This is a genomic window from Roseateles sp. Mitsp63, from assembly GCF_059491535.1.
Genome location: NZ_CP168509.1, coordinates 1,714,011 through 1,739,185, shown reverse-complemented (window position 1 = coordinate 1,739,185; position 25,175 = coordinate 1,714,011). Strand labels below are relative to the sequence as shown.

The 25,175-nt window shown below is 70.8% G+C and carries 20 protein-coding genes and 1 other RNA gene; 5 read left to right on the top strand and 16 right to left on the bottom strand.

Annotated elements, in window-relative coordinates; all coding sequences use genetic code 11:
• Positions 1–22: 22 nt before the first annotated feature.
• The 13 genes from ACEN96_RS07595 to ACEN96_RS07535 all read right to left on the bottom strand — a co-directional run bounded on the left by ACEN96_RS07595 (position 23) and on the right by ACEN96_RS07535 (position 16,103).
• Positions 23–1,030 (bottom strand): D-alanine--D-alanine ligase, encoded by a 1,008-nt coding sequence (locus ACEN96_RS07595; protein WP_495587426.1) that lies wholly within the window; start codon positions 1,028–1,030, stop codon positions 23–25.
• Entirely contained in the window at positions 1,027–2,487 is a 1,461-nt protein-coding gene (gene murC / locus ACEN96_RS07590; RefSeq protein WP_495587425.1) for a UDP-N-acetylmuramate--L-alanine ligase, read from the bottom strand. Before murC ends, ACEN96_RS07595 begins: the two co-directional genes overlap by 4 nt.
• Positions 2,484–3,602, bottom strand: a complete 1,119-nt coding sequence (gene murG, locus ACEN96_RS07585; protein WP_495587424.1) for an undecaprenyldiphospho-muramoylpentapeptide beta-N-acetylglucosaminyltransferase — start codon at positions 3,600–3,602, stop codon at positions 2,484–2,486. Before murG ends, murC begins: the two co-directional genes overlap by 4 nt.
• A gap of 79 nt (positions 3,603–3,681) precedes the next feature.
• Positions 3,682–4,956, bottom strand: a complete 1,275-nt coding sequence (gene ftsW, locus ACEN96_RS07580) for a putative lipid II flippase FtsW (RefSeq protein WP_495587423.1) — start codon at positions 4,954–4,956, stop codon at positions 3,682–3,684.
• Positions 4,953–6,872 carry a UDP-N-acetylmuramoyl-L-alanine--D-glutamate ligase gene (gene murD, locus ACEN96_RS07575; protein ID WP_495587422.1) on the bottom strand — a complete coding sequence of 640 codons (1,920 nt, stop codon included), beginning with the start codon at positions 6,870–6,872 and terminating at the stop codon, positions 4,953–4,955. Before murD ends, ftsW begins: the two co-directional genes overlap by 4 nt.
• A 16-nt stretch (positions 6,873–6,888) precedes the next feature.
• Positions 6,889–8,067, bottom strand: coding sequence for a phospho-N-acetylmuramoyl-pentapeptide-transferase (gene mraY / locus ACEN96_RS07570; protein WP_495587421.1), 1,179 nt, complete (start codon positions 8,065–8,067; stop codon positions 6,889–6,891).
• Positions 8,057–9,547: a UDP-N-acetylmuramoyl-tripeptide--D-alanyl-D-alanine ligase gene (locus tag ACEN96_RS07565; RefSeq protein ID WP_495587420.1), complete on the bottom strand. Its 1,491-nt coding sequence runs from the start codon at positions 9,545–9,547 to the stop codon at positions 8,057–8,059. Before ACEN96_RS07565 ends, mraY begins: the two co-directional genes overlap by 11 nt.
• Positions 9,544–11,055, bottom strand: coding sequence for a UDP-N-acetylmuramoyl-L-alanyl-D-glutamate--2,6-diaminopimelate ligase (locus tag ACEN96_RS07560; RefSeq protein WP_495587419.1), 1,512 nt, complete (start codon positions 11,053–11,055; stop codon positions 9,544–9,546). Before ACEN96_RS07560 ends, ACEN96_RS07565 begins: the two co-directional genes overlap by 4 nt.
• Before the next feature lie 13 nt (positions 11,056–11,068).
• Positions 11,069–12,853, bottom strand: coding sequence for a peptidoglycan D,D-transpeptidase FtsI family protein (locus ACEN96_RS07555; protein WP_495587418.1), 1,785 nt, complete (start codon positions 12,851–12,853; stop codon positions 11,069–11,071).
• A complete protein-coding gene (ftsL, locus tag ACEN96_RS07550; protein ID WP_495587417.1) occupies positions 12,850–13,167 on the bottom strand; it encodes a cell division protein FtsL in 318 nt (105 codons plus the stop codon). The genes ACEN96_RS07555 and ftsL overlap by 4 nt, the downstream gene beginning before the upstream one ends.
• Positions 13,164–14,171: a 16S rRNA (cytosine(1402)-N(4))-methyltransferase RsmH gene (rsmH, locus tag ACEN96_RS07545; protein ID WP_495587416.1), complete on the bottom strand. Its 1,008-nt coding sequence runs from the start codon at positions 14,169–14,171 to the stop codon at positions 13,164–13,166. Before rsmH ends, ftsL begins: the two co-directional genes overlap by 4 nt.
• A gap of 5 nt (positions 14,172–14,176) precedes the next feature.
• Positions 14,177–14,605 (bottom strand): division/cell wall cluster transcriptional repressor MraZ, encoded by a 429-nt coding sequence (gene mraZ / locus ACEN96_RS07540; protein ID WP_495588573.1) that lies wholly within the window; start codon positions 14,603–14,605, stop codon positions 14,177–14,179.
• Between the two features lie 385 nt (positions 14,606–14,990).
• Positions 14,991–16,103 carry an MBL fold metallo-hydrolase gene (locus tag ACEN96_RS07535; RefSeq protein ID WP_495588572.1) on the bottom strand — a complete coding sequence of 371 codons (1,113 nt, stop codon included), beginning with the start codon at positions 16,101–16,103 and terminating at the stop codon, positions 14,991–14,993.
• A gap of 286 nt (positions 16,104–16,389) precedes the next feature.
• Here ACEN96_RS07535 and ACEN96_RS07530 point away from each other — a divergent pair, with 286 nt between their 5' ends.
• Positions 16,390–17,019: a TetR/AcrR family transcriptional regulator gene (locus tag ACEN96_RS07530; protein WP_495588571.1), complete on the top strand. Its 630-nt coding sequence runs from the start codon at positions 16,390–16,392 to the stop codon at positions 17,017–17,019.
• A gap of 171 nt (positions 17,020–17,190) precedes the next feature.
• Here ACEN96_RS07530 and ACEN96_RS07525 read toward each other — a convergent pair whose 3' ends face one another.
• The 3 genes from ACEN96_RS07525 to ACEN96_RS07515 all read right to left on the bottom strand — a co-directional run bounded on the left by ACEN96_RS07525 (position 17,191) and on the right by ACEN96_RS07515 (position 21,526).
• Positions 17,191–18,993, bottom strand: a complete 1,803-nt coding sequence (locus ACEN96_RS07525) for a methyl-accepting chemotaxis protein (protein ID WP_495587415.1) — start codon at positions 18,991–18,993, stop codon at positions 17,191–17,193.
• A 236-nt stretch (positions 18,994–19,229) separates the two neighbouring features.
• On the bottom strand, positions 19,230–20,174 hold the full coding sequence (locus ACEN96_RS07520; RefSeq protein ID WP_495587414.1) for a carbonic anhydrase: 945 nt from the start codon (positions 20,172–20,174) through the stop codon (positions 19,230–19,232).
• Positions 20,175–20,299: 125 nt separating this feature from the next.
• Positions 20,300–21,526 carry a multidrug effflux MFS transporter gene (locus tag ACEN96_RS07515; RefSeq protein WP_495587413.1) on the bottom strand — a complete coding sequence of 409 codons (1,227 nt, stop codon included), beginning with the start codon at positions 21,524–21,526 and terminating at the stop codon, positions 20,300–20,302.
• A gap of 206 nt (positions 21,527–21,732) precedes the next feature.
• On the opposite strand from ACEN96_RS07515, the gene ACEN96_RS07510 reads away from it, so the two are divergent.
• The 4 genes from ACEN96_RS07510 (at position 21,733) to ACEN96_RS07495 (ending at position 24,892) form a co-directional block, all read left to right on the top strand.
• Entirely contained in the window at positions 21,733–22,707 is a 975-nt protein-coding gene (locus tag ACEN96_RS07510; RefSeq protein WP_495587412.1) for a Gfo/Idh/MocA family protein, read from the top strand.
• A 59-nt stretch (positions 22,708–22,766) separates the two neighbouring features.
• An RNA gene (gene rnpB, locus ACEN96_RS07505) (RNase P RNA component class A) lies at positions 22,767–23,102 on the top strand.
• 88 nt (positions 23,103–23,190) lie between these two features.
• Positions 23,191–23,658: a GNAT family N-acetyltransferase gene (locus ACEN96_RS07500; RefSeq protein ID WP_495587411.1), complete on the top strand. Its 468-nt coding sequence runs from the start codon at positions 23,191–23,193 to the stop codon at positions 23,656–23,658.
• A 133-nt stretch (positions 23,659–23,791) separates the two neighbouring features.
• Positions 23,792–24,892 carry an acyltransferase family protein gene (locus ACEN96_RS07495; protein WP_495587410.1) on the top strand — a complete coding sequence of 367 codons (1,101 nt, stop codon included), beginning with the start codon at positions 23,792–23,794 and terminating at the stop codon, positions 24,890–24,892.
• The last annotated feature ends 283 nt before the right edge of the window (positions 24,893–25,175 follow it).

Here is a 25,175-nt window from a genome sequence, read left to right as displayed (position 1 = left end):
GGGGGGTCTCGTCAGCGGCCGGTCAGGCCTGGCTGTCCAGCCGCGCCTGCGACAGCAGGTACAGGCACAGCTTGGGATAGGAGATGCCGACGGCGGCGGCCGCCTTCGGCACCAGCGAATGGGAGGTCATGCCCGGCGAGGTGTTGATCTCCAGCAGGAACAGCCGGCCGTCGCTCTTGCGGCGCATCACGTCGACGCGGCCCCAGCCGCGCGCGCCCAGCGAGCGGTAGGCGGCCAGCACCAGGTCCTGCACCCGCGTCTGCTCCTCGGGGGGCAGTTGGCCGACGAGATACTGCGTGGTGTCGGTGAAGTACTTGTTCTGGTAGTCGTAGTTGCCGCCCTCGGCGCGGATCTCGATGACCGGCAGCGCGATCGCGCTGGCGCCCTCGCCCAGCACCGGGCAGGTCAACTCGGCACCGTCGACGAATTCCTCGCACAGCACTTCGGCGTCGTACTTCGCGGCCAGCTCGACGGCGGCCTGCATGTCCGAATAGCCCATCACCTTGCTCGCGCCGATCGAGGAGCCCTCGTGCGGCGGCTTGACGAAGACCGGCAGGCCCAGCTCGTCCGGGACCGTGCGCACGCGCTCGCGCACCAGCTCGTCACGCTTGAGGCTGACCCAGCGCGGCGTCGACAGCTGATCGGCCAGCCATACGCGCTTGGTCGTGATCTTGTCCATCGCGATGGCCGAGGCCATCACGCCGGAACCGGTGTAGGGAATGCCCATCAGCTCGAGCGCGCCCTGCACCGTGCCGTCCTCGCCATGGCGGCCGTGCAGCGCGATGAAGGCACGCTGGAAGCCCTCGGCCTTGAGCTCGAGCAGGTTGCGCTGGCCGGGGTCGAAGGCATGGGCGTCGACGCCCTCCGCCCGCAGCGCGTCCAGCACGCCGCTGCCCGACATCAGCGAAACCTCGCGCTCGGCGGAGTCGCCGCCGAACAGCACCGCGACCTTGCCGAGCGCGCGCGCGTCGATGTGGCCGATGCCCAGATGCTCGAAGAGCGGGGATGGGGTGTTGAGGTCCGTGCTCATGTCCGGACTCCCTTCGCTTGCGTCATGAGTGCCACGGTGCGCGCGGGGACGGCGGCGATCGAGCCGGCCCCCATCACGATCACCACGTCGCCGGCGCGCGCCTGGTGGGCGATTGCCTGCGGAAGTTGCTGCCAGTCGCCGACGAAGCCGGCCGCGGTGCCGCGCGCCGTCACCGCCCGCGCCAGGCTCTCGCCGCTGATGCCGGGCAGCGGCGATTCGCTGGCGGCATAGATCTCGGTCAGGAGCACGCCGTCGGCCTGCGCGAGGACATCGGCGAAATCGTCGAAGCAGTCGCGGGTGCGCGTGTAGCGGTGCGGCTGGAAGGCCAGCACCAGCCGGCGGCCCGGATAGGCGCCGCGCGCGGCCGTCAGCACCGCCTGCATCTCGACCGGGTGATGGCCGTAGTCGTCGATCAGCAGCATCGTGCCCGCGCCGGCTTCGGCTGCCTCGGCGGAGGTGGAGGCGGAGGCGGCGACCGGCAGCTCGCCATAGGACTGGAAGCGGCGGCCCACGCCGCCGAATCCGGCCAGCGCGCGCAGCAGCGCCGCGTCGTCGATGCCCAGCTCCATCGCCATCGCGATGACGGACAGCGCGTTCAGCACGTTGTGGCCGCCGTTCAGGCGCAGCAGCACCGGCAGCGCCGGCAGCTCGCGGCCCTGGCGGTCGCGGCGCAGCGCGGTGAAGCGCATGCCGCCGCCGGTCTCGGCCGACACGCCGGTGGCGCGCACCGCGTTGCCGTCGTCCAGCCCGTAGAGGATCACCGGCCGCGACAGCATCGGCACGATGCTGCGCACGCCGGCGTCGTCGCCGCACAGCACGGCGGCGCCCCAGAACGGCATGCGATGCAGGAAGTCGACGAAGGCCTGACGCAGACGGGCCATGTCGTGCCCGTAGGTGTCCATGTGGTCGGCGTCGATGTTGGTGACGATCGCCAGCTGCGGCAGCAGGTGCAGGAAGGAGGCGTCCGATTCATCGGCCTCGACCACCATGTGCGGCCCGGCGCCGAGCGCCGCGTTCGCGCCCGACGACAGCAGCTGCCCGCCGATCGCGTAGCTCGGCGCCAGTCCCGCTTCCAGCATCACCGTCGTCAGCAGCGAGGTCGTGGTCGTCTTGCCATGCGTGCCGGCCACCGCGATGCCCAGGCGCGGGCGCATCAGCTCGGCCAGCATCTGCGCGCGCAGCAGCACCGGAATGCCGTGCTGGTGCGCGGCCATCAGCTCGGGGTTGTCGGCCTTGATGGCGCTGGACTTGACCAGCACCTGCGCGTCGCCCACATGCTCGGCCGCGTGGCCGATCCTCACGTCGACGCCGAGCGCGCGCAGCCGGCGCGTGGTGTCGCCCTCGCCCTGGTCGGAGCCGCTGACGCGATAGCCCTGGGCGGCCAGCAGCTCGGCGATGCCGCTCATGCCGGCGCCGCCGATGCCGGTGAAGTGGATGCGCTGCAGGGCGTGCTTCATGCGCGCGCTCCCGTGCCGGTGCCGCCGGACTTCGCGTCCCGGGCGGCGACCAGCGCCTCGAGTTCATCGGCCACGCGCGAGGCCGCGCGCGGACGCGCCAGCGAGCGCGCCTTCGACGCCATCGCCAGCCAGTGCTCGCGCGGCTGCTGCAGCAGGTCGAACAGCGACTGCGCGCTCAGCTCGCCCTGCGGCAGGTGCGTGCCGGCGCCGTGCTGCGCCATGTACTGCGCGTTGTCGCGCTGGTGCGAGGTGGTGCTGACGACCAGCGGCACCAGGATGCTGGCGGCGCCGGCGGCGCAGAGCTCGGACACGGTCACCGCGCCGGCGCGGCAGATCACCACGTCGGCCTCGGCCAGGCGGGTGGCCATGTCGGTGATGAAGGGCACGACCTCGGCCTCGACGCCGGCCTTGGCATAGGCGGCCTGCACCAGCGGGAAGTTGGCCTCGCCGGTCTGGTGCGTGACCAGCGGACGCTGATGCGCGTCCCACAGCGCCAGTGTCTGCGGCAGCACGTCGTTGATCGCGCGCGCGCCCAGCGAGCCGCCGACCACCAGCACCTTCAGCGGGCCATTGCGCCCGTCGAAGCGCAGCTCGGGCGCGGGCAGGTCCTCGATCTCCACGCGCACCGGATTGCCGGTGACCACGCTTCTTCGCTGCTGCACCGCGGCCAGGCCGTCGAAACCGAAGGCGATCTTCCTGGCCACCGGCGCCAGCGCCTTGTTGGACAGCAGCAGCGCCGCGTCGGCGTTGACCAGCATCAGCGGCTTGCGCATCACCCAGGCCATCAGGCCGCCGGGGAAGCAGACGTAGCCGCCCATGCCCAGCACCGCGTCGGCCTTGCGGGCGGCGAAGATGTTGGCGCTCTGCGCGAAGGCCTTGAACAGGCGCACCACCCCCAGCAGCGAATGCTTCAGGCCCTTGCCGCGCAGGCCGGCGAAGGACAGCCGGTCCATCGGCAGGCCCGATGGCGGCACCAGCTTGTTCTCCATGCCGGCCTCGGTGCCGAGCCAGGACACGGTCCAGCCGCGGCGCTGCATCTCGGCGGCCACGGCCAGTCCGGGGATCACGTGACCGCCCGTTCCGGCGGCCATGACGACGAGGTGACGCGTGCTCATGTGGACCCCTCGTACGCGGCCAGCCGCGTCCGGTCCCCCGAGGGGACGCGAGCTTGCTTGGGGCGGCCCTGCGCTGCGCTCATGCCCGCCCTCCCCGCATCAGTTGTCTGTTCTCGATGTCGATCCGCAGGCAGATCGCCAGCGCCACGCAGTTGAGGACGGTGGCCGAGCCGCCATAGCTCATCAGCGGCAGCGTCAGGCCCTTGGTCGGCAGCGCGCCCAGGTTCACGCCCATGTTGATGAAGGCCTGGCCGCCCATCCAGATGCCGATGCCCTGCGCGTACAGGCCCGCGAAGACGCGGTCCAGCGCGACGGCCTGGCGGCCGATGTGGAACAGCCGGCGCGACAGCCAGAAGAACGCGAAGATCACCACCGCCACGCCGATGAAGCCCAGTTCCTCGCCGATGACGGCGAGCAGGAAGTCGGTGTGGGCCTCGGGCAGGTAATGCAGCTTCTCCAGGCTGGAGCCCAGGCCCTGGCCGAAGAACTCGCCGCGGCCGAAGGCGATCAGCGAGTGCGTCAGCTGGTAGGCCTTGCCCTGGGCGTACTTCTCGTCCCACGGATTGAGGTAGGCGAAGATCCGCTCGCGGCGGAAATCGCTGAAGGTGATCATCAGCACGAAGGCGCCGATCAGCACCGCCACGCTGAGGAAGAACATGCGGCCGTTGACGCCGCCCAGGAACAGGATGCCCATCGCGATCGCCGCGATGACCATGAAGGCGCCCATGTCCGGCTCGGCCAGCAGCAGCATGCCGGTGAAGGCCAGCGCGGCGGCCATCGGCCAGACGGCGCGCACGAAGTTCTCCTTGACCTCCATCTTGCGGACCATGTAGTTGGCCGCATACATCGCGATGGCCAGCTTGGCCAGCTCCGACGGCTGGAAGTTCATGACGCCCAGCGGCAGCCAGCGGCGCGCGCCGTTGACGCCCTTGCCCACGTGCGGGATCAGCACCACCATCAGCAGCGCCAGCGCGATGACGAAGAGCTTGGGCGCATGCCGCTCCCAGAAGCTCACCGGCACCATCACCGTGATCCAGCCGGCCAGCAAGCCGATGCCGATGAACAGGCTCTGGCGCGCGAAGAAATGCATCGGCGCGTACTTCGCGAACTTGGGGTTGTCCGGCAGCGCGATCGAGGCCGAATAGACCATCAGCAGGCCCAGCGACAGCAGCGCCAGCACCACCCAGATCAGCGTCAGGTCGAAGCCCAGCAGCCGCGTGGGCTGGCCGGCCGAGGTCGAGACCCAGTCGCGCACCGGCACGTCCACGCCGCCGCCCGCCGGCGACGCGGCGCCACGCGAGAGCAGCGCGCGGGCGCGCTCGCCGAGTCCGCCCATGACCGATGCGGCGCTCATCCGATCAGCCCTTCGTCTTCGGCCAGTTCGCGCACGGCGGCGATGAACACCTCGGCGCGATGGGCGTAGTTGCGGAACATGTCCAGGCTGGCGCAGGCGGGGCTGAGCAGCACGCTGTCGCCGGACTGCGCCTGCGCGAGCGCCCAGTGCGTCGCCGCCTCGAGCGAGTCGTGGCGATGCATCACGACGCCGCAGTCCTTCAGCGCGGCCTCGATCTGCGGCGCGTCGCGCCCGATCAGCGCGACGGCGCGCGCATGCAGCGCGATCGGCGTGGCGAGCGGGGAGAAGTCCTGCCCCTTGCCATCGCCGCCCAGGATCATCACCAGCTTGGCCGGCGCGCGGTCGGCGCCCAGGCCCGACACCGCCGCGACGGTCGCGCCGACGTTGGTGCCCTTGGAGTCATCGTAGACATCGACGCCCTTGATCGAGGTGACGAACTCGACGCGGTGCGGCTCGCCGCGGTACTCGCGCAGGCCGTGCAGCATCGGCGCCAGCGGGCAGCCGATCGACGACGCCAGCGCCAGCGCCGCCAGCGCGTTCGCCGCGTTGTGACGGCCGCGCACGCGCAGCGCGTCGGCCGGCATCAGGCGCTGGACCAGCAGTTCGTCCTCGTCGTCCTTGCGGCGCTTCAGGCCCTTGAGTTCTTCTTCCTGCTCGCGGGCGCGCACCAGCCACGCCATGCCGTTCTCGACCAGCAGGCCGAAGTCGCCCGGACGGCGCGGCGCATCCAGGCCGAAACGGATCACCTCGCGCTCGACCAGCTTGGCCGGGCGGCCGCGGCCCTGCTTCACCGTGACCGGCGCGGGCACCAGCGCCTCGACCTCGGGATCGTCGCGATTGATCACCAGCACGCCGTGCTCGCCGAAGATGCGGCCCTTGGCGCGCGCGTAGGCCGGCATGTCGCCGTGCCAGTCCAGGTGGTCCTGCGTGATGTTCAGCACCGCGCCGGCGCTGGGCTCGAAGCCCTTCACGCCGTCCAGCTGGAAGCTCGACAGCTCCAGCACCCAGACCTGGGGCAGCGCCTCGAACTCGGCTGGCCTCGGCGGCGGCGGCTTGATCGGCAGCGGCTGCTCGTCGAGCAGCTCGGCCACGGTCTCCAGCGCGCTGCGCTCGTCAGCCGGCGCCTGCGCGGCCGGCATCTCGGCGGATCCCTCGGCGGGTGCCTCGGCCGGCGCTTCGATCGGCCCTTCCTCCGATGCCTCGGCCGGCGCCTGCGCGGATGCTTCGGCGGACGCTTCGGCGGACGCGTCCACCGGCGCCAGCAGCGCCTGGGCATTCGGCACTTCCGGCGCTTGCGAGGTCTCGTTCGACGTCACCGCCTCGACCGCCAGGTCGACGACGGCCTCGATCTCGGCCTCCTTCGGCTGCGGCATCGGCTCCTTGTCGAGCGCGTCGCTCAAGGTGCCCAGCAGCGTCGGGCCGATGTTGCCGGCCATCGCCACGCGGCGGCCGGCGCGCTCGACCAGCAGCGCGGTCATGCTGGTGGTCGTGGTCTTGCCGTTGGTGCCGGTGATCGCGAGCACGCCCGGCTCGTAGCGGTACAGCGTCTTGAGCTCGGCCAGCGCCTGCGCGAACAGCTCCAGCTCGCCGCGCACGCGCAGGCCGATCTCCTCGGCGCGCGCCAGCAGCGGCTTGAGCCGCGCATCCAGCGGCGACAGGCCGGGGCTCTTCAGCAGCACCCAGCTGTGATCGATCGAAGCCAGCAGCTCCGGCGTGAACTCGCCATGCGCGAACGCCGCCTCGGGCAGGCGCTCGCGCAGCGCGGCGAGCTGCGGCGGCTGCTCGCGGCTGTCCCACACGGTCACGCGCGCGCCCAGGCGCGCGGCCCAGGCCGCCATCGCGAGCCCGGAATCCCCCAGCCCCAGCACGAGGGCGTGCCGGTCCTGGTAGAGCGCGGGGAACTGGATCGGGGTCATCGTCGTGCCGTCCCGTTCAACGCAGCTTCAGGCTGGCCAGGCCGACCAGGCACAGCAGCATCGTGATGATCCAGAACCGGATGACGACCTGCGTCTCCTTCCAGCCCGACTTCTCGAAGTGGTGGTGCAGCGGCGCCATCTTGAAGATGCGCCGGCCCTCGCCGTACTTCTTCTTCGTGTACTTGAACCAGGTCACCTGCAGCATCACCGACAGCACCTCGGCGACGAAGACGCCGCCCATGATGCCCAGCACGATCTCCTGGCGCGTGATCACGGCCAGCGTGCCCAGGCCGCCGCCCAGCGCCAGCGCGCCGACGTCGCCCATGAAGACCTGCGCCGGATGCGCGTTGAACCACAGGAAGGCCAGGCCCGCGCCGGCCAGCGCGGCGCAGAAGATCAGCAGCTCGCCGGCGCCGGGGATGTAGGGGAACAGCAGGTAGCGGCTGTAGACCGACGAGCCGGTCACGTAGGCGAAGACGCCCAGCGCCGAGCCCACCATCACCACCGGCATGATCGCCAGGCCGTCCAGGCCGTCGGTGAAGTTCACCGCGTTGCTGGTGCCCACGATCACGAGGTAGGACAGCCCGATGAAGCCGAACACGCCCAGCGGATAGCTGATCGACTTGAAGAACGGCAGCATCAGGTCGGCCTTGGGCGGCAGCTCGGTCGAGAAGCCGCTGGTGACCCAGCGGAAGAACAGCTGCACGACACCGAGGAAGCTGGTCTCCGAGACGCTGAAGGCCAGGTAGATCGCCGCGATCAGGCCGATGGTGGACTGCCACAGGAACTTCTCGCGCGAGCGCATGCCCTCGGGATCCTTGTTGACGACCTTGCGGTAGTCGTCGACCCAGCCGATCAGGCCGAAGCCCATGGTCACCAGCATCACCACCCAGACGAAGCGGTTGGACCAGTCGAACCACAGCAGCGTCGACACACCGATGCCGATCAGCACCAGCACGCCGCCCATCGTCGGCGTGCCGCTCTTGGCCAGGTGCTGCTGCACGCCGTACTCGCGGATCGGCTGGCCGATCTTGAGTTCGGTCAGGCGCGCGATCACCCACGGGCCGAAGGCCAGGCCGATCAGCAGCGCGGTCAGCGCCGCCATCACCGCGCGGAAGGTGATGTACTGGAAGACGCGCAGGAACCCCAGTTCAGGGAAATAGGTCTGCAGCCACTGGGCCAGACTAAGCAGCATGGGGGTCTCCTGGGCCGCCGGACTGCAAGGCGGCCACGATCTGTTCCATCTTCATGAAGCGCGAGCCCTTCACGAGGATGTTCTGTACTTGCGGCGCGTCCTTCAGCGCGGCGATCAGCTCGCCGACGCTGTCGAACGCGCGGGCGCCCGCGCCGTAGGCGGCCGCGGCGTCGCGGGCCGCGGCGCCGGCGGTCCACAGCGCGGCCAGGCCCTGGGCGGCCGCGTGGGCGCCGACCTCGCGATGGAATTCCGGACCCTGCTCGCCGACCTCGCCCATGTCGCCCAGCACCAGCCAGGACGCGCCGGGCAGCTCGGCCAGCACGTCGATGGCGGCGCGCACGCTGTCGGGGTTGGCGTTGTAGCTGTCGTCGATCAGCGTGACGCGGCGGCCCTGCCAGACCGCCGTCTGCAGCGCCGAGCGGCCCTTGACCGCCTTGAAGGCCTGCAGGCCCTCGCGGATCGCCGCCAGCGGCGCGCCCGCGGCCAGCGTGCAGGCCGCGGCGGCCAGCGCGTTGCGCACGTTGTGCTGGCCGGCCATCGCCAGCGCCACCGGGATCACGCCGGCCGGGGTCAGCACCTCGATCGCCCAGTGGCCGGCGGCGCCCTGCGCCGCGCTCGCGTCGGTCGGCGCGACCCATTGCGCGCGCGCCATCACGTCGGCCTGGCCCTGCAGCGCGAAGCTCAGCGTCGCGCGGCCGGCGGCCTGTTCCTGCCAGACCGGCGCGCAGGGATCCTCGGCCGGGAACACCGCGACACCCGCCATGCCCAGCGCGCCGATCACGGCGCCGTTCTCGCGCGCCACCGCCTCGACGGTGTGCATGAATTCCTGGTGCTCGCGCTGCGCGTTGTTGACCAGCGCCACCGTCGGCTGCGTCATCGCGGCCAGCGGGGCGATCTCGCCCGGGTGGTTCATGCCGAGCTCGACCACCGCCGCGCGGTGCCAGACGGCCTCGTCCTGGCGCAGGCGCAGCAGCGTCAGCGGCACGCCGATGTCGTTGTTGAAGTTGCCCTCGGTCGCAAGCATCGCCGCCTCGCCCAGCCAGGCGCGCAGGATGGACGCGATCATCTGCGTCACCGTGGTCTTGCCGTTGCTGCCGGTGACGGCGATCACCGGCAGGTGGTGCTGCTCGCGCCAGGCCTGCGACAGCAGGCCCAGCGCCGCCTTCGCGTCCGGCACCAGCAGGCCGGGCAGGCCGGCCTCGGCCAGGCCGCGCTCGGCGATGGCGGCGGCCGCGCCCGCGGTCCGGGCCTGGGCCAGGAAGTCGTTGGCATCGAAGCGCTCGCCGCGCAGCGCGACGAACAGGTCGCCCGCGCGCAGCGAGCGCGTGTCGGTGTGCACGCGCAGCAGCGGCGTCGCCGGATCGCCGGCCAGCGTCACGGCCGGCAGCAGCGGCTGCAGCAGCGCATGCGCGCGGCCCAGCGTCAGCAGCGGCGCGCCGGGCGCCGCCCAGGCGCCGGTGAGGGGCGTGGCGTCGCTCACAGGCCCGCCCTTTCGATCAGCGCGGCACGCGCCGCCTGCACATCGGAGAACGCGCGGCGTTCGCCGTGGATCTCCTGATAGTCCTCGTGGCCCTTGCCCGCGACCAGCACGACGTCGCGCGCGCCCGCCTGATCGACGGCGTGCGCGATCGCCGCGGCGCGGTCGGCGATGACCTCGCGCGGGGCACCGGCCGGCAGGCCGGCCTCGATGTCGGCGAGGATCTTCGCCGGGTCCTCGGTGCGCGGGTTGTCGCTGGTCAGCACGACGTGCGCCGCGAGCTTCGCGGCGATCGCGCCCATCAGCGGGCGCTTGCCCGGATCGCGGTCACCGCCGCAGCCGAAGACGACGCGCAACTCGCCGCCGCGCGCCGCGGCCAGCGGCCGCAGCGCGCCCAGCGCCTTCTCGAGCGCATCCGGCGTGTGGGCGTAGTCGACGACCAGCTGTGGCAGCTCGCGGCCGTTGCCCACGCGCTGCATGCGGCCCGGCACCGGGGTCACCAGCGCGGCGACGCGCGCGATGTCCTCGAGCCCATGGCCCAGCGCCCGCAGCCCGGCGATCACGCCGAGCAGGTTGGAGACGTTGTAGTCGCCGATCAGGCCGGTCTGCACCGCGACCGTCGCCGCTCCTTCGCGCAGCGTGAACGCGAGGCCATGCGCGTCGTGGCGCAGATCCTGCGCGGTCAGGCGCGCGTCGGCGCGGTTCAGGCCGCAGGTCCAGACATCGAGCCTGCCGCCGGCCGTCAATTCGGCGGCGAGTGCCGCGCCCTTGGGATCGTCGATGTTCAGCACCGCCGCCTTCAGCCCGTCCCAGTCGAACAGCTTGCGCTTGGCGGCCCAGTAGGCGTCCATGCCGCCGTGGTAGTCGAGGTGGTCCTGCGTGAAGTTGGTCAGCAGCGCGACCTGGATGGACGTGCCGGCCAGCCGGTGTTCCTCGATGCCGATCGACGAGGCCTCGATCGCGCAGGCGCCGAAGCCGTCATCGGCCATGCGCTTGAACGCTTCCTGCAGGCGGACCGGATCCGGCGTCGTCAGGCCGGTGGCCTCGATGGAGGCGCTGGTGGTCGCGCCCGGCACCGGCGGCTGGCCGACACCCAGCGTGCCGATCACGCCGCAGCGCGCGCCCAGCAGCGTCAGCGCCTGCGCGATCCACCAGGCGCTGGAGGTCTTGCCGTTGGTGCCGGTCACCGCCAGCACGCTCAGCCGCTGGCTGGGCTCGCCATAGAAGGCCGAGGCGATGCGGCCGCAGTTGGCCTTCAGGTCGGGCAGCGAGGCGATGCGCGCGTCGGTGAAGCCGTACTCGGCCGCGCCGGCGTGCTCGACCAGCGCGGTCGCCGCGCCGGCCGACAGCGCGCCGGCGACGAACTGGCGCGCATCCTTCGCGTAGCCGGGCCAGGCGATGAAGGCATCGCCGGCGCCGACGGCGCGGCTGTCCGTGCGCAACTGGCCGCTCGGGGTCCATTCCAGCAGCCAGCGGGCGGCGGCCTCGGGGGATTTCAGGTGCATCAACATGGTTCGTGCCCGCTCAGAAACTCTCGTCCACGGCCTGCAGCTTCTGCTGCGCCACGATCTGCGGCTTGACCTCCAGATCGGGCGGCTCGCCGATCAGGCGCAGCGTCTGCGCCACGACCTGGCTGAAGACCGGTCCCGCGACGGCGCCGCCGAAGTACTGGCCGTTCTTCGGCTCGTCGACCATCACCGCCACGATGATGCGCGGCCTGGAGATCGGCGCGATGCCCACGAACCAGGAACGGTATTTGTGGCTCGCATAGCCCTTGCCTTCCTGCTTGTGCGCGGTGCCGGACTTGCCGCCGACGCTGTAGCCCGGGACCATCGCCTGCGGCGCGGTGCCGCCCGGGCCGGCGGCCATCTGCAGCATCGCGCGGACCTCCGCGGCGACCTTGGGGCTGAAGACCTTGATGCCGGCCACCGGCTGGTCGGCCGGGCGCCGGGTCATGGTGATGGGGATGATGTCGCCGTCGCGCGCGAACACCGTGTACGCGCGCGCCAGCTGCAGCAGCGAGGCCGACAGCCCGTAGCCGTAGCTCATCGTGGCCTGCTCGATCGGGCGCCAGCTCTTCCACGGGCGCAGCTTGCCGGTCACCGCGCCGGGGAAGTCGATCTGCGGGCGCTGCCCCAGGCCGATCGCGGTGAACATCTCGTGCATCTCGCGCGGCTGCATCATCAGCGCCATCCGCGCCGCGCCGATGTTGCTGGACTTCTGGATCACCTGCTGCACGGTCAGGTCGCCGTGCGGATGGGCGTCCGTCGGCGACCAGCCGGCGATGACGACGCTGCGCGGGCCGGTGCTCAGCAGCGTGTCGGGACGCACGCGGCCGGTCTCCAGCGCCAGCGCCGTCGTGAAGGGCTTCATCGTCGAGCCGGGCTCGAAGACGTCGGTCAGCGCGCGGTTGCGCAACTGCTCGCCGGACAGGTTCTGGCGGTGGCCCGGGTCGTAGCTGGGGTAGTTGGCCAGCGCCAGCACCTCGCCGGTGTGGGCGTCCAGCACCACCACCGAGCCGGCCTTGGCGTTGTTCTCGGCCACCGCGTCGCGCACGCGCTGGTAGGCGAAGAACTGGACCTTGGCGTCGATGGACAGCTCGATGTCCTTGCCGTTGGCGGCGGGAATGCGCTCGCCCATGTCCTCGACGACGCGGCCGAGCCGGTCGCGCACCACCGCGCGCGAACCGTCGCGGCCCTGCAGGTCCTTCTGGAACGCGAGCTCGATGCCCTCCTGGCCCTGCTCCTCGATGTTGGTGAAGCCGACGATGTGCGCGGCGGCCTCGCCCTCGGGGTACTGGCGCTTGTACTCGCGGTCCTGGAACACGCCCTTCAGGCCGAGTTCCTTGATCTTGCGGGCGGTCTCGTCATCGGCCTGGCGGCGCAGGAAGACGAAGCGGTTGGCCGGGTCCAGGCGCTTGTCGAGCTCGGCCGCGGACATGTCCAGCAGCTTGGCGAGCTGGCGGCGCTTGTCGGGGTCGGCGTCGACCTCCTTCGGGAAGGCCCAGATCGACGGCACCGCGACGCTGGCGGCCAGCACCTGGCCGGTGCGGTCGCTGATCTTGCCGCGGCTCGCGGGCAGCTCCATCTTGTGGGCGTAGCGGGCCTCGCCCTGGCGCTGGAAGAAGTCCTCGCCGATCAGCTGGATGTAGGCGGCGCGCGCCAGCAGGCCGGTGAAGGCCAGGCCCACCAGCGCGACGAGGAAGCGCGAGCGCCACGGCGGCGTCTTCGACGCCAGCAGCGGGCTGCTGGAATAGCTGACGCCGCGCGTCGGCGCGTTGCGCGATCCCTTGCGGAGCTTGCCGATCATCGGGCGGTCCCCGGTTGCGGACGGCCGCGCACGGCGCTGGCCTCGACCGCGGGCGCGTCGGGGTTGAAGGTGATGGCCGGCGTGATCGGGCGCATCTTCAGGCGCTCGCGGGCGACCTGCTCGACGCGCAGGTTGGTCGCCTGCGCCTGGCGGTCGGCCATCAGCTTCTGGTAGTCGGCCTCGAGCCGGCGGCCCTCGGTCTGCGCGCGGTCCAGCTCGGTGAACAGGCGGCGCGACTCGTAGGCGCTGCGCACCATGTAGATGCCGGACACCATCACCGCGACGATCAGCAGCAGGTTGAGGCGGCCGATCATCGGCGGCCTCCCTTCTTCTGCTTGCCGGTGGATTCGGCGGCCGGCGCGGGCGGCGGCGCGTCGGTGCGCTCGGCCACGCGCAGGATCGCGGAGCGCGCGCGCGGGTTGGCGTCGACCTCGGCGTCGCTGGGCTTGACGCGCGCGATGGCGCGCAGCGCCGTGGGCCGCGGCTCGGCGAACGGGGCGCGGCGGTCGAAGACTTCCTTGCTGTGCGCGGCGATGAAGTTCTTGACGATGCGGTCCTCCAGCGAATGGAAGCTGATCACCGCCAGCCGGCCGCCCGGCTTGAGCCGCGCCAGCGCGGCGTTCAGCCCCTGCTGGAGCTCTTCAAGCTCGGCGTTGACGAATATCCGTAGAGCCTGAAATGTGCGCGTTGAAGGGTCCTTGCCCGGCTCGCGGGTTTTGACCGCACCAGCCACGACTTGGGAAAGCTCGGCGGTTGTTCGTACAGGACGCCCGCCTTCCCGGCGAGCCACAAGCGCCTTTGCAATCGGGAGAGCAAACCGTTCTTCGCCATAGTCGCGGATCACCTGTGCGAGTTGGGACACCTCGGCGCGGGCGATGAAGTCGGCGGCGCTTTCGCCCCGCGTCGTGTCCATGCGCATGTCCAGGGGGCCGTCGAAGCGGAAGCTGAAGCCGCGCTCCGGGTTGTCGATCTGCGGGCTGGAGACGCCCAGGTCCAGCAGGATGCCGTCGACCTGGGCGATGCCCAGCGCGTCGAGCTGCGCGGCCATGTCGGCGAACGCGCTGTGGCAAATGTGGAAACGCGGGTCGTCGACCCGCGTTGGTCCGGAGGTCGCGGCCGCGACCGCCTCGGGGTCGCGGTCGATCGCGATCAACCGTCCCTTCTCCCCCAGCCGGGACAGCAGCAGGCGCGAATGGCCGCCACGCCCGAAGGTGCCGTCGACGTAGATGCCGTCGGGCGTGGTGAACGCGCCGTCGACCGTCTCGTGCAGCAGCACGGTGGTGTGGGTGAAGGGGTTGGGGGACTGCTCGGTGCTCATGGCGCTCAGAAGCTGAAGTCCTGGAGCGCCGCGGGCATCTCGGACTGCATGATGGCGGCCTCGTGGGCGGCGTAGGCCTGGGCGTCCCAGAGCTCGAAATGGCTGCCCATGCCGAGCAGCATCGTGTCCTTCTGCAGGCCGGCCGAGGCGCGCAGCTCCGGCGCGATCAGCACGCGGGCGGCGGAATCGATCTCGACGTCCTGCGCATTGCCGAGGAAGACGCGCTTCCAGCCAGAGGCTGACATGGGCAGCGCGGCGACCTTGTCGCGGAACTGCTCCCAGGCGGGACGGGGGAAGACCATCAGGCAGCCTTCCGGGTGCTTGGTCAGCGTGAGCTGGCCGCCGCACAGCGCCTGCAGGACTTCGCGGTGCCGCGCGGGGACGGTCAAGCGCCCCTTGGCGTCCAACGCCAAGGCACTCGCCCCCTGAAACACGACATTCGCCACTTTGCCCCACCGAATTGCACTTTCTCCCACTTTAATGGCGGCGAGGCGGCCGGTCAAGGAAATTCGAGATTTTTCCCAATCAAATCAACTACTTAGCTTCCATTCTCAAGTCAGTTGTTCGAAAAAAAGATGTTCAAAATGAAGGACTTAACAAATGCAGTGCAAGTGATGGATCAACTCGGATCGCCAGCCGTACCCCCCTGAAACCGGGACCGCCGCGCGGCGCTCGCCGCATCGATCCGCCGCACTGGAGTGGGGCGGGCTCCCCGCCGACGGGTCAAAGCCGGCCCCCAAGTGGTGGAAAGGTGGGAGGAATGCAAAAAGCCCGGCCAGGCCGGGCTTTGGTCGATCGGGGGCGGCGTCGCCGCGGCGGTCAGGGCATGGCAGCTGAGGGCGTCGAGGCCGGGGCCGCCGCAGCGTCGGACGCGCCGCCCGCCTCCTGCCACCACTGCGGCGTCGGGCCGGGCTGCTCGATCGCCAGCGGCGCGCCGATCACCGGCGTCACCAGCTCCACGTTGCGCAGCCGGGCCAGCGCGGTGATGCGCTCGAACGGGTCCTGCCAGCGGTGCATCGCCAGGTCGAAGGTGCCGTTGTGGATGGGCAGCAGCCGCTGCCCCTTCAGGTCGACGTGCGCCTGCATGGTCTGCTCCGGCTGCATGTGCACGTACGGCCAGCGCGGGTCGTAGGCGCCGGTCTCCATCAGCGTCAGGTCGAAGGGGCCGAAGCGCTCGCCGATCGCCTTGAAGCCGTCGAAGTAGCCGGTGTCGCCGCTGAAGAAGACGCGCAGGCCGTCGTCGATCAGCACCCACGACGCCCACAGCGTCGAGTTGCGGTCGCTCAGGCCGCGGCCGGAGAAGTGCTGCGCCGGCGTCGCCGTCAGCTGCAGGCCGGCGATCGTCGTGCCCTGCCACCAGTCGAACTGCTGCACCTTGGCCGCCGGCACGCCCCAGTCGATCAGCCGCTGGCCCACGCCCAGCGGCGTCACGAAGTGGCGCACCTTCGGCGTCAGCGCCAGCACGGTGTCGTGGTCCAGGTGGTCGTAATGGTCGTGCGACAGGATCACGGCCTCGATCTCCGGCAGCTCGTCCAGCGCGATCGGCGGCGCGTGGAAGCGCTTCGGACCCATGAACGAGAACGGCGAGGCACGCTCCGAGAACACCGGATCCGTCAGCCAGAAGCGGCCGCGCAGCTTGAGCAGCACGGTGGAATGGCCCAGGCGGAACAGCGTGCGGTCCGGCGCGGCAAGCAGTTGGCCACGTGTCAGCGCCTGGACCTCGATGGGCCGGTCCGGCACGGTGCCGGCGGGCTTGTGGAACATGAAGTCCCACATGAGCCCCACCATCTTCCAGAAGCCCTGCGAAGGCTCGACGGCCGGGTTGTGAAAGCGGCCTTCCGACCATTGGGGCGATTGCTCGAGCGCCGGCTGGGCGCCCTCGGCGGTGGGGGCAGACGCCCCCTTCGAGGGGATGGAGGCGGGGGAGGACAAGGCTCGGGAGGCGGTCATGGCAAGGGCTCCAACTAGCAGGACGGACACCACGCCGGTCAGCGCGGTCAGCGACAGGCTCAGCAGCGCGCGGGCGACGGATCGGCGGGGAAGCGTCATTTGAAAACTTGCACTACACGGTGTAGTTTCAACGCAGTGTAGACACCAGAGGCTGAAAAGTAAACTCCCCGGTGTAAGATTCACCGCCATGACTTCCGACGCCGCGACGCCCTCTTCCATCGCCGTTTCTGGCACGCCCGGGGCCTGCGCCTCGGTCGACGACGCGGTGATGCCCACGGACGCGGAGCGGCTTCGCCTCACCGACCGCAAGCGGCAGGCCATCGTGGATGCGGCGATCGAGGAATTCCGGCAGCACGGCTTCGAGGTCGCGAACATGGACCGCATCGCCGGCCGGGCGCAGGTCTCCAAGCGCACCGTCTACAACCACTTCAGCGGCAAGGACGCGCTGTTCGAGGCCATCCTGGAGCGGCTGTGGGCGGCGACCGAGGCGCAGGTGAAGCTGTCGTATCGCGCCGATCAGCCGCTGCGTCCGCAGTTGCTGACGCTGATCGAGCAGAAGCTCGCGATGAGCGGCGATTCGCAGTTCCTGGATCTGGCGCGGGTGTTGATCGCGGAGGCGATCCATGCGCCGCAGCGGGCGCGGGACATGCTCTGCCGGCTGGGTGGGCGCGAGGAAGGGTTGACCGTGTGGATCCGCGCGGCGATGGCCGACGGGCGGATCAAGGCGGGGGATCCGGCTTTCGCGGCGGCGCAGCTGCAGGCGCTGGTCAAGGGCTTCGCGTTCTGGCCGCAGATCACCATGGGGCAGCCGCCGCTGGACGCGGCGCAGCAGCGGCAGGTCGCCGACTCGGCGGCGGATATGTTCCTGTGCTTCCACGCGGTGGAAGCGACGGGCTGAAGGGGAAGCGAGAAAAGACAACGGGCGGCGGCCTTGCGGCCAGCGCTGTCTGTCTTACCCCCTCGCCCCAGCGGGGAGAGGGAGGGGAGAGGGGGCTCGTGCCACAGCGCTGCTGCCCTTCGAAGCACCCCCTCTCCCCTGCCCTCTCCCCCCTCGCGGGGGGCGAGGGAGTTATTTGCCGCTCAGGCGGAAGGTGCCGACGACGTCGGCCAGCTTCTGCGCCTGGTCCTTGAGGCTCTCGGCCGCCGCGGCCGATTCCTCGACCAGCGACGCGTTCTGCTGCGTCACCTGATCCAGCTGCGCCACCGCCACGTTCACCTGGCCGATGCCGTGGCTCTGCTCCTGCGCCGTGTGGCTGATCTCGCCGATCATCTGCGCCACCCGCTGCACGCTGCCCACCACCTCATTCATCGTCTCGCCCGCCGTCGACACCTGGCGGGTGCCGGTCTCGACGCGCTCGACGCTGGCGGTGATCAGCGCCTTGATCTCCTTGGCCGCGCCCGCCGAGCGCTGCGCCAGCGCCCGCACCTCGCCCGCCACCACCGCGAAACCGCGCCCCTGCTCGCCCGCGCGCGCCGCTTCCACCGCCGCGTTCAGCGCCAGGATGTTGGTCTGGAACGCGATGCCATCGATCACGCCGATGATGTCGCCGATCTGGCGCGAGCTCGCGCTGATCTCCTGCATCGTCGAGACCACCTGTCCCATCGCCGTGCCGCCGTCGCGCGCGACGCGGCTCGCCGTGTCGGCCAGCTGGCGCGCCTGGTCGGCGTTGGCCGCGCTGTTGGCCACCGTGCTGTTGAGCTCCTCCATCGAGCTGGCCGTCTCCTGCAGGTTGCTGGCCGTCTCCTCGGTGCGCTGGCTCAGGTCATGGTTGCCGGCGGCGATCTGCCGCGACGCCACCGCGATCGACTGGCTGGTCTCGCGCACCTGCAGCATCACCTGCTCGATCTTCTGGATGAACTGGTTGAAACCGCGCGAGATGTCGGCGATCTCGTCCTCGCCACGCACCTGCAGGCGCTGGCTCAGGTCGCCCTCGCCGGCGCCGATGTCGTTCATCGCGCGCTTGATGCCGGCCAGGCCCTGCAGCAGCGCCCCGACCGCGGCCGCCGCGACCAGCGCCGCCACCACCGTCACCACCGCCATCGTCAGGCCCGCGTTGCGCAGCACGTCCGAGAGCGCGGCCAGCGCCTCGTTGCGCTCGGCCGCGGCCACCAGCACCCAGTCCGTGCCCGGCACGTCGACCGCCTTCAGGAAGAAGCGCTCGTCGCCGACATTGGCCAGCGTCGGCTCGCCGCCATGCGCGGTGGCCAGCAGGGCGTCATCGAACGCGGCGGACAGGTCCTTCACCGGCTTGAGCGTCAGCGCCGCGTCCGGGTGGGCGATCACGGTGCCCTTCCGGTCCAGCAGCATCGCGAAGCCGCTCGCCGTCGGCTTGATCGACTTCATCGTCGCGACGATGTCGTCCAGCGCCACGTCGGTGCCGGTCACCGCCTTGACCTCGCCGCCCGCGCGCACCGCGCTGGCGAAGGTCACGACCAGCTTCTTGCTCGAGGCCGCGACATACGGCGCGGTGATCACCGGCTGGTCCGACCCGGACGCCTGCTTGTACCAGCCGCGGCCGGTCGGGTCGTACTCCGCCGGGCGCTGGCGGTCGGGGATGGAGATCATCCGCTTGTCCGCGCCGCCGACATAGGCCAGGTCCAGCCGGCCCGACTGCAGGCCCTGCGTCAGCACCGGCCGCGGGTCCTCGAGCTGCGCGGCCGGCGCCATCGCGGCCACGACGTCCTTCTGCGTCTTCACCCAGGCGGCGACGCCCGCGGCATTGGCGGTGGCGATGTCCGTCAGTTGTGCCTGCACCTGGCGGCGCGCGTGATCGCGCACGGCCCAGTAGCTGGCGAAGGTGGCGAGCGCGACGGCCGCCACCACGATCAGGATGCTGATCGCGATCAGGCGCGACTTGATGGTCTTCAACACGATGGGGATTCCTGGGGGGAGGTTGGACGCGCCCGTCCTTGATCTGAATCAAGACAAACGCATGACAGGGACGGGGCGGCGAGGATTTTGAAGGCTCGTTGACCGCAAACCAAGGGTTTCCACCAAGAAGAGAGCCGGTGCCGTGACGACCGTCACAGCGCCGGCTCAAAGCGGCAAGCATGGCTCCCGCGGCTCAGTCCTGGCGGCCCGGGCGCGGGGGCGCGGGGGCGCGGCCCTCAGTTGGATTCCTTGATCAGGCGGCCCGACTGCGCCTGCAGCGGACGCGCGTTCATCGGGTACAGGTGCGTGAACACCGAGATCTGCTGCGTCGACACCGGCACCGGCTGGCGCAGCACCATCCACAGCACGCCCTCGGTGCAGGGCGGCGTCGTCAGCGAGCCCATGTACGAGAAGTAGGCGCGGTCCTTGGGCAGCAGCTGGCTGAGGTCGATCGGCACCGGCGCGGCGTAGGTGTCGCCGCGCTCCAGCGGCAGGTAGTTCCAGACCGTCTGGATCAGCCCCTGGTCCTGGCCGCGCTCCAGCAGCACCGCGACCACCGCCAGCCGGCCTTCCCCATCCTTGTGGACCAGGTGGGCGACCATGTCGTACTGGCGGCCGTTGATGCGTTCCTCGCTGGGGCGGTGGAAGTGGAACTGCTGCAGCTCGTAGCGCCGGCCCATGACCTGGATCGCGTTGCCGGGCGCGACGTTCACCTGGATCGTGTGGCCGTTGTCGACCACCGAGAAGCTGCTGGCCTTGTAGTCGAACTGGATCTGCTCCTGGTCGACCTTGATGGTGTCGCGCAGGTCGATCGGGCTCTGGCGGGTGCCGATCGCGCATTGGCGGAATTCGGGCTGCAGCTGGCCCCAGCGGTCGGGCGCGCCCTCGCCGGTGTAGGCCCAGGGGGTGGACGGCTTCGCCGCCGAGGCGGCCGCGGCCGGCTTGGGCGCCGCGCGGCGGGCGCGCAGGTCGACCGGGTTGCTGGTGCGGACGTCGTCCGGCGTCTTCTTGACCTTGAGCGTGGCGCTGTCGTCCTTCAGGCGCTCGGCGAGGCGGTCGCGCAACGGCCCGGCGGAGGCGTCGCCCGCCGGCGCGTCGGCGGCACGCGCGGCGCCGGGCAGCAGCAGGGACAGGCAGAGGACGGCCGGCAGCAGAGGGCCGAGGCCGGGGCGATGGAACATGGACGGGGCTCCGGAAACGAGACGGGGACGCCCTGTCTATTTCGGAGCCCGCGCGGGCTTCTTGAGGACGGAGGGCGGGCCGATGTCACGCCCTTCCCTGTCCAGGCCCGCAGGCTCGCAGGTCCTCAGGGGGAAGGCGGCGGCGGCGCCGACACCTCGTGCTTGACCCAGGTCCAGGACACCAGCCCGATGCACATCATCGCGGCCGAGGCCAGCGCCAGCGTCAGCGTCGAATGCATCACCAGCGGCACCAGCACGCCGGCCACCAGGCCGTTGGCGGCACTGCCGATGCAGGCCTGCAGCGACGAGGCCATGCCACGGCGCTCGGGCGCCTGGTCCAGCACCAGCAGCGTCACCACCGGCACCATCAGCGCCCAGCCGAACGCGAAGCTGCTGATCAGCGGGAAGGCCCAGAACGGGCTGGGCGGCAGCAGCAGGTTGCAGGCGATGTTGGCGATCGAGGTGAAGCCCATGATCAGGAAGCCGCGCCGGATCTGCTTGCGCGGCGCGATCCGGCCGGCGAGCCGGCCGCTCAGCCAGGCGCCGCCCATGATTCCGCCGATGCTGAACAGGAAGAAGACGAAGAACTGCGTCGGCTGCAGCGCCAGGTGCTCGCCCAGGAACACCGGCGCGGCCAGCACGTACAGGAACATGCCGTTGAACGGGATGCCGCTGGCCAGCGCCAGCAGCAGGAAGCGCCGGCTGCCCACCAGGCTCTGGTAGCCGCGCAGCAGCGAGCCGACGTGGAAGGGCTGGCGATGGTCGCGATGCAGGGTCTCGGGCATCAGGCGCCAGGTGACCGCGAACAGCAGCGCGCCGACGAAGACCAGGAACCAGAAGATCGCGTGCCAGTCGGCGTGGACGTAGAGGAAGCCGCCGATCATCGGCGCGATCGCCGGCGCCAGGCCGAAGAAGATCGTCACCTGCGACATCACGCGCTGCGCCTCGGACGGCGGGAACATGTCGCGGATGATGGCGCGCGAGACGACCACGCCGGCGCCGGCCGACAGCCCCTGCACCGTGCGCCAGAACACCAGCTGGCCGATGCTGCCGGCCAGCGCGCAGCCCAGCGAGGACAGCGCGAACACCGCCATGCCCCACAGCACCACGGGCCGCCGGCCGAAGCTGTCGGACAGCGCGCCGTGGAACAGGTTCATCACCGCGAAGCCCAGCAGGTAGCCCGACAGCGTCTGCTGCATCTGGACCGGCGTGGCGTCCAGCGCGCGGGCGATCCCGGCGAAGGCGGGGATGTAGGTGTCGATGGAGAACGGCCCCACCGTGGCCAGCGCGGCCAGCAGGATGGCGAGGGCCCAGCGCGGCGCGCGCCACAGTTGGCTGGCTTCGGGATTCATGCGTGAGGCGGTGCGAGCGTGCGAGAAGCCGCCGACGATACCCTTGCGCGGACCGGCGCGCCGGCCGTCATGCCGGCCGGGCACGCCGCTTGCGCGGCGGGCGTGCGCGGGTCGCCCGGGTCCGCCGGGCGGCGGCGGGCGCTGTGGCGGCCCCCCTACACTGCGGGACTTTTGCGGAACTTCGGGCGGAGACGGTGGTGCCAGGCGTGTTGAGCATTGGGGTGGTGGGACTGGGCGTGATGGGCCAGCGGATGCTGGCGCGGCTGGCCGGGCATGCGCGGCTGCGCGTCACCCGGGTGTGGGACGAGAACCCCGTGGTGCTGTCGCAGGCGCTGGCGAACGATCCGATGCTGCGGGCCGCCGCCAGCGCCGAGGCGCTGATCCGCGAGCCCGGCCTGCACGGTCTGTACATCGCCACGCCGCCGGGACCGCACATCGCGCTGTCCGAGCGCGCCTTCGACGCCGGCCTGCCGGTGCTGTGCGAGAAGCCGCTCACCACCGACTTCGCGGCCGCGCGCGCCTGCATCGAGCGCATCGAGCAGGAACGGCGCCGGGCCGCGGTGAATTACTCGCTGGCCTCGTCGACCGGGCTGGCGCAGCTGCAGCTGGCCTTCGGCGCGGCCTCGCGGCGCCCGCTGGGCGCGCTGCACGATGTCCGCATCGAGCTGCGTTTCGCCGCCTGGCCACGGCCCTGGCAGGCTGGCGCGGGCGCCTGGCTGTCGCAGCGCGCCGAGGGCGGCTTCACGCGCGAGGTGCTGTCGCACTTCATCTTCGTGCTGCAGCGGGTGCTGGGCCCGGCGCGGGTCGTGCGCAGCGAGGTCGTGTACCCCGGGGATGGCATCGGCTCGGAGCTGTCGGTCGAGGCGGAGCTGACCGCGGCCGGCATCCCGGTGACGGTCAGTGCCGCCATCGGTGGCCAGCGCGCCGACGACAACCGCATGCTGTGGCGCGCCAGCGAGGGCGAGATCGAGCTGCGCGACTGGTTCGGCGTGACGCAGCAGCGCCAGGGCGAGCGCGTGCAGAGCCTGGGCGACGCCGAGACGCTACGCATGAATGGCATGACCGACCAGCTCAGCCACTGGGCCGCGATGCTGGAGGGCCGCTCGCACAGCCTCCCCGGTTTCGCCGAAGCACTGGCCGTGCAACAGACCATCGAGGCGATCCTCGCAGGCAAGCCCTGACATCAAACGCGCCGCGTGGCCGAAGCCGAAGCGGCCACGCGGCTAGAATCCGCTCCCGTGAAGCAAGCCAGACCGCCGCTGGTGCGATCGTGGAAACACGGCACTGGAGGAAGGTCCGGACTGCATAGAGCGGCGTAGCAGCTAACGGCTGCCCGGCGAAAGCCGAGGATCAGAGCAACAGAGACGAGTCGGGACCGGCGCAAGCCGGTTCCGGGTGAAACGGGCAATCTCTACGCGCAGCAACACCAAGTAGGCCAGCGTCGATGCGGCTCGCAGAGCTGGCGGGTAGGTGGCACCGAGCCGGGCAGCGATGCCCGGCCCAGATGAATGGCGGTCACGCGGGGAATCGCAAGAGGATCCGTGCACAGAATCCGGCCTATCGGCTTGCTTCACCTTTATGACGATTTGCAAGCGAACATTGGCTTGCAAACCCTTTCAGGGCACCGGGGGCCGACAGGCACATCGGTTGCTACCTTCGGGATCATGCAGATCCAACCCCTGGACCCCCACAGCGCCGCGGCGATGTCCCTGCTGGCGCAATCGGACGCCTACATGGCGGCGCTCTACCCGAGCGAGAGCAACCACCTGGCCGACGTCGACGCGCTGGCCCAGCCGCAGGTGCGCTTCATTGGCGTCTGGCTGGCCGAGTGGCTGGCGGGCTGCGCCGCGGTGAAGGTCGTCGAGGACGGCGACGGCGCCTATGGCGAGATCAAGCGGATGTTCGTTCAGCCACAGTTCCGGGGACGCGGCTTGTCCAAGGTCCTGATGGAGGAACTCGAAGCCCATCTGCGGGCGCGAGGCATCGAACTGGCGCGCCTGGAGACCGGCGTGCACCAGCCCGAGGCGCTCAAGCTCTACGAGACGCTGGGCTATGGCCGGCGCGAGCCGTTCGGCAACTATGCCGACGACCCGCTGTCGGTGTTCATGGAGAAGCGGCTGACGTCGAACTGAGCCCTTCCCGGCCGCCAAGGGGCGCTGTCCCCTGGACGGGTTCCCCCGTCCCGAGGGACGCCCGGCGAGTGCCGGCCCGCCGCCGGCTTACAGTGCGAGGTTGCCCAGGCCCCTGCCGTACCGCCTTCGCGCCATGTCCCCGACCGCCCCTGCCCACGCCCCCAAACTGGCCTCCATCGAGGCCGCCCGCGCGCTCGCCGCGCTGGCCGTGGTCCTGATGCACGCGACCCACCTGATGCGGGTGCCGCAGTTCAGCGGTCATGTGGCGCTCGGCGGGATGTTCGACTTCGGTTACGCCGGTGTCGACTTCTTCTTCGTGCTGAGCGGTTTCATCATCACCTACGTCCATCACGCGGAGCTGGGACGCGGCGCGGCGCGCTGGCCGGGCTACCTGTGGAAGCGCTTCGTGCGCGTGTTCCCGATCTACTGGCTGGTGCTGGCGATGACGGCGGGACCGTCGATCGCGGCGCGCTGGCTGGCGGGCCGCACGCCGGTGTCGGAACTCGGCGCGGACGACATTCCCGGCACGCTGCTGCTGTGGATCGGCGGCCAGGAGCCGGCGTACGTCGGCGTCGCCTGGTCGCTGCAGTACGAGGTGCTGTTCTATCTGAGCTTCTGCGTGCTGCTGCTGCACCTGCGCGGCGGGCTGGCGCTCTATGGACTGTGGGCGGTGCTGGTCATCGCCCAGGCCTTCGGCGCCCTGCCCGGCGCCTTGCCGCTGAAGCTCGGCGATCCGCACTGCCTGCAGTTCCTGATGGGAGTGGCCACGGGATTGCTCGCGCGCCGCGCGGCGCTGCCGCTGGTGAACCGGCAATGGCTGCTGGTGGGCGCGGCCTTCATCGGCGCGGTGCTCTACGAGCGCCTCGGCGCGCAAGGGCCGCATGCCTTCGGCGGACGCGTCGCGCTCGGGCTGGCATCGGCGCTGGTGCTGGCGACGCTGGTCGCGATGGAACGGCGCCGGCCGGTGCGCGTGCCGGCGGTGCTGGCGCAACTGGGCGCGGCGTCGTACTCGCTGTACCTGGCCCACTGCCTGCTGATCAACATCGTGCTCGCCGTGCTGGCCAAGGCCGGGCTCTATCGAGCGCTGCCGGAGTTCGTGATCTTCGCGATCGCCGTCACCGCCGCCGTCACCGGCGGCTGGCTCATCGGGCGCTGCATCGAGCTGCCGGTGGTGGCCTGGCTGCGCAGACGCACCGCCTCTCCTGGCCTCGCGAGGCCAGCAGCCACCGCCTGAGCCTTCGCCCCCGCAGGGGGCGAAGGAGCTAGTGCACCGCCCGTATTCCCCTCGCCCCAGCGGGGAGAGGGAGGGGAGAGGGGGCTCGTGCCACAGCGCTGCTGCCCTTCGAAGCACCCCCTCTCCCCTGCCCTCTCCCCCCTCGCGGGGGGCGAGGGAGTTCTTGCGCAAGGCAAGTGCCGACACTCGCTCCTTCTTACCCCCTCGCCCCAGCGGGGAGAGGGAGGGGAGAGGGGGCTCGTGCCACAGCGCTGCTGCCCTTCCAAGCACCCCCTCTCCCCTG